The organism is Bradyrhizobium uaiense (assembly GCF_010811875.1).
In the GTDB taxonomy this organism is placed as follows: Bacteria; Pseudomonadota; Alphaproteobacteria; order Rhizobiales; family Xanthobacteraceae; genus Bradyrhizobium; species Bradyrhizobium uaiense.
Window position 1 is genome coordinate 1 of record NZ_VKHP01000285.1, and the last position, 10,971, is coordinate 10,971.

7 protein-coding genes are annotated in these 10,971 nt (G+C 59.1%); 2 read left to right on the forward strand and 5 right to left on the reverse strand.

Annotated features, from left to right (window positions below; translation table 11 throughout):
- The 5 genes from FNJ47_RS40320 to FNJ47_RS40340 form a co-directional block, all read right to left on the reverse strand.
- Positions 1-376: transposase (locus FNJ47_RS40320; RefSeq protein WP_163161620.1), on the reverse strand; the 376-nt coding region annotated here is incomplete at its 3' end.
- A gap of 701 nt (positions 377-1,077) precedes the next feature.
- A complete protein-coding gene (locus FNJ47_RS40325) occupies positions 1,078-3,546 on the reverse strand; it encodes a S8 family peptidase (protein ID WP_163161622.1) in 2,469 nt (822 codons plus the stop codon).
- 17 nt (positions 3,547-3,563) lie between these two features.
- A complete protein-coding gene (locus tag FNJ47_RS40330; RefSeq protein WP_163161624.1) occupies positions 3,564-4,550 on the reverse strand; it encodes an AAA family ATPase in 987 nt (328 codons plus the stop codon).
- A gap of 341 nt (positions 4,551-4,891) precedes the next feature.
- Positions 4,892-6,223 carry a hypothetical protein gene (locus FNJ47_RS40335; protein ID WP_163161626.1) on the reverse strand — a complete coding sequence of 444 codons (1,332 nt, stop codon included), beginning with the start codon at positions 6,221-6,223 and terminating at the stop codon, positions 4,892-4,894.
- A gap of 117 nt (positions 6,224-6,340) precedes the next feature.
- Positions 6,341-8,725 (reverse strand): T6SS phospholipase effector Tle1-like catalytic domain-containing protein, encoded by a 2,385-nt coding sequence (locus tag FNJ47_RS40340; RefSeq protein ID WP_163161627.1) that lies wholly within the window; start codon positions 8,723-8,725, stop codon positions 6,341-6,343.
- Positions 8,726-9,321: 596 nt separating this feature from the next.
- Here FNJ47_RS40340 and FNJ47_RS40345 point away from each other — a divergent pair.
- Positions 9,322-9,915 carry a recombinase family protein gene (locus tag FNJ47_RS40345; protein WP_163161629.1) on the forward strand — a complete coding sequence of 198 codons (594 nt, stop codon included), beginning with the start codon at positions 9,322-9,324 and terminating at the stop codon, positions 9,913-9,915.
- Positions 9,916-10,778: 863 nt separating this feature from the next.
- Positions 10,779-10,971, forward strand: a 193-nt coding sequence (locus FNJ47_RS50665) for a hypothetical protein (RefSeq protein WP_206685391.1), incomplete at its 3' end; no start/stop codon positions are given.

Below are 10,971 nucleotides of genomic sequence, written 5' to 3' on the forward strand. Positions count from 1 at the left end.
TCGCGGTGTCGACGGGCACGCGCACCGTCGCGCCCGCGATCATCACCTCGATCCGCTCGGCCGGACTCACCAGAACATGCGCCTTATCGATCGCGTTCGGCTGCGCCTCGACGGCGGCGTCGAGCCTAACTTGCACGAACTGCGGCGCTTCGCTCGACGCGAGCCGCGCCTGGCGCCGCCGCACACTGAGCAGTCCCCGGTTGCCCCTATTGCGTCGAGCCACCTCGGAAATGCTCGTCTCCGGATCGGCGCTCTCGGCCACGATCCGCGCCTTCTCCGCATCGCTCCAACTGCGCCGTCGCCTCTCCCCCGTGATCACTTCGATCCGCTGATAGAAGGCGGCATCATGCCTGTCTTGATGTCTGTCTTGATGCATGGAATGAGCGTCCCTCGCGTTGTCCAATCCACGCGCGAGCCCCGCTCATCTCGTCGGCCTAAACGAGGTGGGGTCGTCGTACCGCTATCAATCCTGTTTGGTTGCGCCGGTCGATTTTTCGGCTCCACTACTCTCGGATGCACACTGGCGAGAACCTTGCCTAAGCCACATCGACGGAGCGCTGGCCAACGCGTTCTGTCCGACTTGCCTGAGAACTTCGATGGACGTCTCGCCGCGAGCTCTGGCTTCTAGAATTTCGGATGCGACGTGCGCTCGGGCGCCGGTCTCGTGAGCGGGCAGTCCCTTGCACACCTCATCCAGAACTCGACGGAGACGGGCAGTTGTTTCGGAGCCGAGCATAGAAGGTCTCCTCCAATGGAGCGGATGCAATGACTCCGCTGCGTGACTTTCGCGACATAAATATTACCAGCACACGATTGAGTGAGAAAAAATAGCTTCGTGAACCGTCGGATCGCTCCCCGGTTGCCGGTCTACCGTCCTCGCCGCTAGCGCGCTTCTGGGCCGTATGGGACAGGCGGAATTCAACGAATTCGATCAGTCGGCGAGGACATGCGAGGATCTTCGTGGATCCACGCCGCCCATCGGGAGGGCCACCTCTTGTCGGATCGCATTCACGCCGCCATGAGGCAAGAGAGCTGCCTACGCAGCTGCCATCAATTCAGCGACGGTGCTATTTTCCATCAAACTTCGATCGCGCTAGCAATGGCGATCGCATTTTCGACTGGCGTGAAGATGTCCACGTTTGACCCCGGCGCTCTTATCGTCACGTTCAGCGCATAACGCGCAGTGCCGTCGAACCGCTCCAAGTAGGGCTTTTCCTTCCACCAGCCACCGACCGGAAAGACGCCGATGGCATCACGTTCAGCGAGGTCAGCTGCGCTTCCAGACCAAAAATCGGAATGCACCGATCCATTGTCGCGAAACGTGCCGAGGAGCCAATCTTCGCCGCCGCTTGGAGGCGCCCCCTCCTCCTCGTCCCGCGCAGCCTGGTTGATGCGGGCTCTGAACTCGTCGACAGCCTCAGTCGCGGACTTCACGCGGAAGCGAAGACCGTGCGAAGCGTACCGATGTCGCCTTGTCCACCCACGCTCACCAGGATTGGGCTCGATGAAGTACGACAAGGTCGCTCGTAGCTCTACCTGTGCGGCACCAAGCGCGGCCAGTTGCTCCTTCGGCCAAGGCAGGCGATGGAGTTTCATGTCACGGGTCTTGGCGGCAGCGCTCCCCTCACGCTGAAACGGTTGGAGTTGATCTTCGACGATGAGCGTCAGATCGTTCACCGTCGAGAGGAGCGCTCGTCCAACATCCGGGACTCCATAGCCATAGCGGCGTACGAGTGCCTGTATTTGTCCCTTCGCGCCGTTGCATGCGTCGATGCGGGCGCGCATCTGCGGCGTCCACTCCGCGGAGTGCACGATCAAGGCGCGGACCGTTTCAGGCCATAGGCCCGGGCGTGCCGCCAAGATTCGTCCCGCCATCCGCGCGGCGTGAGCGGTGGCCGCGCTCGTGTCGCCGAGAGTTGTGAAGTGACGCAGCTCCGGACGGAAATACGTCGTGAGGATCTGCAGGTCGTCGATCGGTTCGCCGGGAAGCGCTCCGTCATGCGCGAGGTTGCCACCTTCGAACACGACATCGGGTTTCACAGGCCATTGCCGGTCCCAAACGACAGAAGTCCTGCTGCGCGGTGATAGCTCGCCGGCCGGGGCGATTGGCGCGTAACCGGTAAACTCAGGATCGATGATATCCACTTTCTCAGTGTAGGCACCCACCGTCAGCGCGTTCCACGCCTGCGCCGGATCGTCGACCGCCTCGAGGTCATTGCGTGTGAGGTGATCAGCAGGCGTCAGATCCTCGGCGATGTTTCCCGCGGACAGGATGATCAGGCGCCGCTGATCCTCGTCAAAGCAGAGTTGGTCGACCGCCGCTGACCACGACGTTGGTCGGCCGCGCGCCGGGTTTGCGCTGGTGACCGCCATGGCTATGGCGCGGCGCCGCGCCGGCGCCTGGATTTCGGCGCGAGCAATCGCCTCTCCGGTGATCGCACCATAGAGCTCGGGATCGTTCGCTTCGTCCTCGGGCGGCAGAATGCGAACGCTCTCGAGGCGATAAGGCAACGCAATCGGATCGCTTCCGACGAGCACAGGGACAAGGTCGCCATAGAGCCCGACACCAGCCATCCGCGTCCCGTGACCTTGCCACGCCGGGGTGTCGTCGCTGCCCCAGGTGGGCTTGATTGTGTGGCAGTCTTCCGCGGCAAGTGCGGGTTTGATCAAGGGATGAGTTCGACGCACACCGCTGTCAAGAACACAAACCGCGACATCGTTGTCCGGTGGCATCACGCGTTCGAGCAGTTCATCACTCCAATCGCGCTGCTCGGCGCCCCCAAGGCCCATGAAGAAGGATGGTGTATCCTTTGCGCGCCGCAACTCGGCCACGACATCGCTGTGAGCAACAAGCCGATCCAGCGTTGCTACGCTAGCGAGCGCGAGCATGACCTCTCGCTCCGGAAATTTGACGGCATGCGTGCGCAGGGTGAGATCCAGCGCTTGGGCGATGCGCTCGAAATTCTCCCGGCGCCCTTTGCGCAGCCAAACCTCCCACCAGACCGGTTCGTTTAGTTGCTGCGGGAAAAGCCCATCATCGTCGGTATATAGCGATTGCGCCGTCGCCAGGCGCATGGTGTCAATCCGCGACACAAGCGGCTCGTTTCGCGGCCTTCCCTTCTTGGTGTCAGAGTCGCGATAGGCCTCGACTTTCCGCAGATAGTAGTTCTCCGCTTGTTGCGGAATGAAAACCGAAGCGCGCAGCGGCTCCCCTTCTCCTACCGGCTCATGAACTGCGACGACTTCCATCTTTTGCCGTCGGTCGGCCAACTGATCTAGAGCGATGCGCTCGCGCACCGGCAATTCGATATCGAGATAAAACCCGGGCAGGCCGACGGCCAGGTTGGGGTCGCGAACGGCGATCTGTACGCGAGCCGCCTGAATGGCCTGTCCAACAGCCTGGATCAACGCCGCTGCATGGCCTGCGCGATCACGTTCAGGAACTGCAGGCGGTTCGATTTTCTGCTTGGGCCGCCGATACGGCTCTCGAACACCATTGTCACGAAGATGGATATGGGGTCGGTCCCGAGGAAAATCGTCTGCCATTACAACCTGTGCCGTCGCTAATCAGACAGCGAGGCCCGCCGGCGTTCCATCAGCGCTTGAACGAGCGCCTCCGATGTTATCCGCTTCCCGCCCCGCAAGAGTATCGTTTTGGCCGCGTCGTCCGCAGCTCTTACAATTTCCGCCTGAGATAAATTGTGCGCCTGCTCGACGGCCTGGCTCCACTCGACACCGCGCGTGTCAAAACGGTCGAGGCGCGCCTGCAGCAAGGCTTGAGCCAGAAGTGGATCAGGCAACGCATATTCCATGACATCGTCGAAACGACGGAAGAGGGCCTTGTCCAACAGCTCGGGATGGTTGGTCGCTGCGACGACGAGGCCGTGGCTTTCATCCTGCTCCAGGAATTGCAGGAAGGAGTTCAAGACACGGCGTATTTCGCCGACGTCCTGGCGCTCGCCGCGCCGGGCGCCGATCGCGTCGAACTCGTCGAAGAAGTAGACCCCGCGTGTTGCCTGCATGGCGTCGAAGACGAGCCGCAGCTTTCCAGCCGTCTCGCCCATAAACTTCGTGATCAGGCCATCCAGGACGATGGTGAACAATGGGAGGTGGAGTTCGCCGGCCAAGGCGGCCGCCGTCATCGTCTTGCCCGAGCCAGGTGGTCCCACCAGCAGTAGTTTGCGGCGCGGCGTCAGGCCGTGCTCACGTAGGTTCTGCTGCTGCCTCTGCTCAATCAGCACACGTTCGAGCCGAAGCCGCAATTCGTCCGGTAGAACCATGTCGGTCAGACGCAGGTCCGGATAACCGGCGTGCAGCAGCCCGGCCAATTCGCCTTTCGGCTGGACCAAGGGAACCGGCCGCGCCGTTTTGGTCATTGCAGCGCCGGCTATTTTGGCCTGGTCAATCAGCTCTTTCAGTTCCTGTGCCAGCTTGCCGTGTCCCTGCCGGGCCTCATGCGCGGCAAGCTGCATTGCGGTAGCGAGGAAACGCTCCCCGTCACCGGCAATGTGGCTCTTCAGCAAACTGACAATGTGACGAGCGGTCGACATGTCTCTTCAGTCTAGTTGATCGATGCTGGCGCGGTTGCATTTGCCAGCGTTGTCCACGTTAACGTTTTGATAACCGATTGTATTGGGAATTCGTGTCTATTCCCTTGCGATTCCTTACAAATCCCCACCCGCAGCTAGAAAGCTCTAGCATTTCTGGCGGCGCGCCGCCAGCTGCGGGCCGCCTCAGCGCGCCCTCAACGCTCTCTCAGAACATAGTCGATCGCGCCCAGTTGAAGTTTAGTGCGCGAATCAGACGTCGGTCTCTTCGCCGGAAAGCGGCGGCCTTGCCGCAACGGCCGACCTTCCTGCCGAGTGCCGGGACTCCGAATGGAAAACAGGTATTAGGCGCGGACAACGGAGGCCGGTGGGCTGCTCCATCCCTCGGGTTCGATTCTGATACTGCGCGCTTGCAAGTGGTTATGCACGGCGTCGATGAAGTGCGCGTTCATATCTTCGTCGAGATCACGTCTGACGCATATTTGGATTCCCGGCCCAGCCGCGTCCTCAGCGGCTCGGCGCAGCATCCTTTCAGCGTCCACCGCGAGGATCAAAGCTGCTGCGGCTGCGAGGTCAGGAAGCGTTGAATAGTCAGCCCGCTTGCGGCTCCGATAAAATTCCAAATGTTCGAACCAAGCGTGCAGAATCCAATTCTCGGAGCCCTGTTCAATTTTGCGCCGGAGTACGATGCTGGTGCCCTTCAAGGGCGTGGCATTGACCAGCGCAACCGCTTCCCGACCGTCGAATCCACCGGCTTTCAGACGCTTGGGGATCCACGGATAGCTAGCAAGATCGCGACTGTCCCCGACGATGCGTAATCCCTCGGGGTATTGAGGGAACAACTTGTGTGCATCGTCTGTCCAGCCGCGAAAGATGTCGTACGGAGAAACACCGCCCCATTTGGAGAACCCCGCCACCCACTGACCATCCATCGGGCGCAGACCGTTCGGAGTAAAATCTGGCATTTCAGGAGGCGGGGCCAAGTCAGTTGGTCGCCCGTTGGACTGGGGATGGCGAGACAATATCGGATCGTTGACCCGTCCGCCTCTCGCTCGGTCATAGATGAGGCGGCAGGGAGCTCCTAGGTCGACAAGATCGCTGACATCGGATTGGACCCCAGCGAGGAGTGGATGCCGCCGTGGCCCATAAAGAGCGCGTTCCGTTATCCAAGTTTCTGCCGACCAGACCAGGCCGCGGCTGGTTGGAACGTCGTCGCGGCGCGACAGAATCTCCTCGAGATGCCGCTTCATCAAAGCATAGTCCGCGAGATACTCTGGGCGCCGACTCATTTCGAGTGCTAGATCGATGTCTCCTACTGCCTCCCCACCTCGCATCAAGCTGCCAAAAACCCATACCCGTTCAACGTATCGGACCGCATCTGGATCTTGGTTGAGCATTTCGACATTGCGCAGAAAATTGTCCAGTACCATCTGCGCTTGAGCCAAAGGTGTCCGGCGCACGACCCTTCCGCGAGCAACAGTCTCACCTTTTTCCGAGACCGTAAATCCATCTTTAAGTTCGATCAGCCCGCGATCGAGGCACTCTTCAAACACGATAGCACCGTCACGGCGGAGCGGAAAAACCGACTTGAGGTCAATTAAATTTCCTGGTGACCGCGTTCTCATGAATCCACGAAGCGCGTTCTTGAAAACGGCGGGCTTGTAACCCGCAATCATTATATCTCTACCAAAACTGACGCCCATCGTGCTCTCGGAGAACGGAAACTGCAGAAACTATCGACCATCATCTCCACGGAGAGATACGACGTTGTCAGGCCATCGGCACGATTTTCGCTACTTCGACGGCTTGATGAAGAATGAGATGCAGCCCCTATTGTCGTTGTAGAGCCATTGATACGTGCGCGGGAGGATGAGGACCGCGTCGTTTACGTAAAAGAACAGCTCATCGGTTACCTTGGGCGTGACATACTCGGAAATCTTCTTCACACGCCGGTCCGGGTCAGGTTCGAGAAAGTCCACTTCGCTGCCAAGGGAGCCATAGCGCGCCACCGGCTGAAACCAGGGCTGGAAATAGTATCGCCGCAGTGGTGATGCGAGAATATGGATGGCGGTCTCGGTCCAGGACAGCACAGTGCCGTCCTCCGGATTACGGAAGGTCGAATATCCACGCGCGTCCGTTTCAACGCTGCCATTCATCATGGGTTCTTCCCCGGCGCCCGCGGCTAGTTTGCATGTATCCTTGCTGGTCGAATACTTCTCGTACTGACGGGCCAGCGTCGTCGGGTCTGGATTGGTCCAAATGTAATATCGCTCGAGGCGGCCGACCTTGTAACCCGTGGCAAAGCACGGGTCGGAGGTTTGAAAAGAAACCAGCGTTCCGGCATCCGGGATGTACTCCAGCTTGTCCGTTCGTTTGCAAATCAGCCCCGCCTGGTCCACAGCCGTGAATAGGAGCCGGTCGCCGACCGTGAGTACCAGATACGCAATGACAATGGCCGAAAGCGCCGGACCCAGATAGTAGCGCCATCCTGAACGGACTCCGATGAGGACGCGTTCACGACTTCCTGGCGTGGAGCTGGGAGCGGCCTTCGGCGCCGGAAGTATTCCCGCGAACGCTTTGCGCCAAAGCACGGTCATTCGGTCGTCGATCGCCGAAGCAACGCGCCGACCGCCGACGATCAATGCTCCAATGATACCCACCAGGATCAGGAACGTCCCAGGATACTGCGCATAGGAAGCCAGCCATTGGGATACCCACGAAGGCAGGAACCCACTCAGCATTCGGATAAAATCCGAAACCCATTTGAGCGCGTTGACCCTCTCACCCAGCGGATCACTCCGCCCGCTGAACGGAAATACGACAAATACTACGGTCGCCGCCAACGTGAGGAAATACAGCGCCGCGCGCGCGTAGACGAGCGGCCAGACGTCCTCGCGCTCGGCGATAACGCGCGCCTGGGCTTGCTCCGCGGTTTCCGGCGTGTTGATTGTCGGTCCCGACGCGCTGTCCGGCAGGCTATCGATTCTGAAGCGGACGCTGCCGTCTTGGGCTATCTCTGCCGAGACAACATCATAGTCATGTGGAATTCCAATCGGCGCATAGACGTGGGCGTTGTTCTTTATGCGCCTTAATACCGTCCCGTGGATCTTGGGCTTCTCAACATATACCTCATCACCCGTCGTCCAGGAGAAGCGCTGCCGGGTCAGCCGGGATACGCGCCGTGGCCCGTAGCGGTAGTAACTCGCCGCGCCTGCGCGGGAGTCATATAGCCGGCCATCTTTATCCTGCGCCTGCTTGGTTTCCGCGAGCGCTGCCGGATCCGATGACTTGAAGCAGAGACCTTGCGCTCTCGCCTCCTCCATAATCCAGTACAGAGGTATCTGTGCCAGGGAATCGTCCGGATATCCGCCACCAACATTCGCATGTACGCCAACGAACCAGACTTGGCTAATTCTCTCCGCCGAGGTGTAACGGGCAGCTCCGCTTGTCGAATGCTTCTCCTGCCTCTCATTCCAAAGGACGGGATGGAATGTGGTGCGCTCGTCATCGAGAGAGAGCGCATGACATGCGCGCTTGACACTAGGATGAAGCGTGTGGCCGGGTAATTCCAGCGGCCAGATCCATTGGCTTACGCCCTGGGTCATTTCATCGATCGGAAGACCGTAGGCGGCGACCGTATCCCACAGCCCTAGAAAGCGGATGACCGGCGTCTCCCTTCCGGCCGGCACTCCCGTTGGCTTGGAAGGCACTTCTGTTCCAAGCAATTTCTTCAGGCCGAGAACTATCAAGTACCAGTTCGTGTGGAAATGCCTTCTGTGATATGCGCGGTAGGCCTTTTTCGCCCGCCGGTCCAATTCGCTATCGGAGATGCCCTCTGCCGGAATCAGGCCCTGATCTAGGATCAATCCCATCGTCACGCGGATCGTGAAAGCGCCTCGGCTGAACCCAAATGCGAATATCTCGTCGCCCTGGTTGCGGTAGTTGCGGCAAGCGAACTTGTAGAGCGTAATGACGTTGCGGCGGAGGCCAATGCCAAATGCTCCCCCAAGAAGAGCTAACGGCTTGAATGAAGAGGTCCCGACCCCGTCGTCATAGCAAGCGACCTGATCGTCGTTGGTGAGGTCCAACGCGCTAAACATGCGCCAAACGTTGGTTCGCCAGACCTTTGCTGATGAATTGCCAGTGCCATCTGAGAGGAGCACGACGCGCCGCGGCATTTTCTTCCTCAATCAAACTGAGATCAGTACGCTATCGCAATTTCTGAACAACATATGGTTGCATATATATCTAGATGAACGCTGTCTCGCTCACGAGTCAAGATCAATTAGTCCCTCGTTTTGGATTCTGCCTCTCGAAGGGTCTTTTTCTAATCAATGAAAGCGACTTGGTTTCCTGCAAATCTGAAATTAGACCGTGCAGCCGTTCAGCGCCTTTCGGTGTCATCACGCAGATTCTTAACAGATGGGTTGCGAGCTCCGTCCGTCCGGTTCGTACAAAATCCCAGATCTGAGATCGCTTCGGTTATCCTTGACAAGAACAACCTGAGCTCGAATCATCCAACAGATTAGGACCGGTTTTGTTGACGTCGTGCTCTTAAATTTGAGCCGCGCTTGGGGGCGTAGCTCCCGTTCGTTTAGCTGCCTGGAAACCACGATCAAACGGCCGTAAGGCCCGAACTCAATGGCCCGGAAATCTTATCGACATCTCCTCAGCAACACGCCGTGGCCGGAGGGAATGTGATCGCTCTCTGTTGCCAAATCGACGGCGGCACCAGTCTCGCATGATGTCCCGCAGCCCAAGTCGCGAGCACATAGTGGCCAGCAAAATTCGGCGGTCCGCCCGCCGCCTCTCGAAGTTGCGTGCGGGACGCGCCGAAGGAGAGGTGATGCCCCATAGTCTCCCAACATCATCATCCGATGCCCCGATACGCACGGCGCAGTACTTGCGCATGTCGTCCGAGAACCAGCGCTACTCAACTGAAAACCAGCGGAATGCGATTGCTGAGTATGCTCGTCAGCATGGTTACCAAGTTGTGGCGACGTATGTTGACGTAGGAAAGAGTGGACTTTCGCTGAAAGGCCGAGACGCGCTGCGGCAACTTCTGAGCGACGCCCTCGCCGCCGAACGTGCTTTTGACGCCACTATGGTCCTCGATGGAAGCCGCTGGGGACGCTTTCAAAATCCGGACCAAGCTGCGCACTACGAATTTTTGTGCCGGCAGGCAGGGCTCCGCGTCATCTATTGCGCAGAACCATTCGGAGAAGACGTCGCTCCTATCACAACGATCGTTAAGCACTTGAAGCGGGTGATGGCTGGTGAGTTCAGCCGCGAACTCTCGACAAAACTGGCCCGTGCCCACCGTCAACAAGCGGAACTGGGCTTTCGCCAAGGCGCGAAGCTGGTCTAAGCGAGCCGAGGCCCGTGTCGATGCCCAACGAGCGGTATCTAGTCCGAGATGCTCATCCACAGCGGATGATGACCCAAATCAAATGGGCTATGCGCGCACATTGACCGACCCCGTTGAGAAAGCTCTTGCTCTCGTGCCCGCCTCTTTATCCTAGCCGTTAAGAATGCATCGGACTTCACCGGTCGGGCTCTACGTGCTGCGCTTACCGAGCTCCGCAGATCCTGCGCGTGGGATGCCGGGGCTCGGCCTTCGGTCAGGATTCTTTGCGCAAGACCAAAGGAACGCTTCGCCGGGAGCACTCGCTGAAGGGGCCCGCCGTCATTGCATTCCGGCGTCGCTATCACTGCCCCGTCATCGGGTGCCCTTTTTACCGGTCTCAGCGTCCGCGGGTTGCCGAGCCGACGACGTTACACGAATTGAAATTCCTGCGGCGGGTCAGGAGCTCTCCACCATCGTGCACCTGTTCGTACCCTACTGCCTGAGAGACGCCTACGAGGTGGTCGTCGGCCGGCTTCGACCGGATTTCGAAATTCCGGCGGGCCTGCGCCTGGAGTAGATCACTTCCTGGGCCGTAGGAACTCCCTCGACTTCGCCGCAGTCCGCCCTATCTGCGGCACGGAAGCCTGCCCAGCGAGGTAGAATAAGGGTTGCACGGCTCACCGATTGCACCTTATCAGGTGAAGGACCGTCCCCGTCTAGGTTGTTCGCCGGCTGATTTCTCGTCCGGGTCGGTTTCGAGAGCTTCCGCAATCAAGGAGGCGTTCGCGCAGGCAAATAACCGGCAGCGGGATGGCAGACGTTCAAGAAAACCCGGATCTAATGCACTTTTAGTTGGGTACGCCAAGCCATAGAGGGAACGTACAATGAAGCCAGAAGACCATACGCAATGGGTTGGCGCGATCGTGACTAACCTGCAGGCCCTGGAAACCTGCCTGCGCTATTTTCTGTTGCCGAAATGGACAAGAGCCAGCGTTTCCAAAGCCTGGAGATCAGGACGCCAAGAAGACCTATCTGACGCGCTACCTGTCCCTCGGCAAAATTATCAAGAATTACAAT

Bases quoted from the DNA above. Each gene is read 5' to 3' on its own strand.
- FNJ47_RS40325 (WP_163161622.1), bottom strand. From the start codon at position 3,546: ATGGCAGACGATTTTCCTCGGGACCGACCCCATATCCATCTTCGTGAC.
- FNJ47_RS40335 (WP_163161626.1), bottom strand. From the start codon at position 6,223: ATGATTGCGGGTTACAAGCCCGCCGTTTTCAAGAACGCGCTTCGTGGA.
- FNJ47_RS40340 (WP_163161627.1), bottom strand. From the start codon at position 8,725: ATGCCGCGGCGCGTCGTGCTCCTCTCAGATGGCACTGGCAATTCATCA.
- FNJ47_RS40330 (WP_163161624.1), bottom strand. From the start codon at position 4,550: ATGTCGACCGCTCGTCACATTGTCAGTTTGCTGAAGAGCCACATTGCC.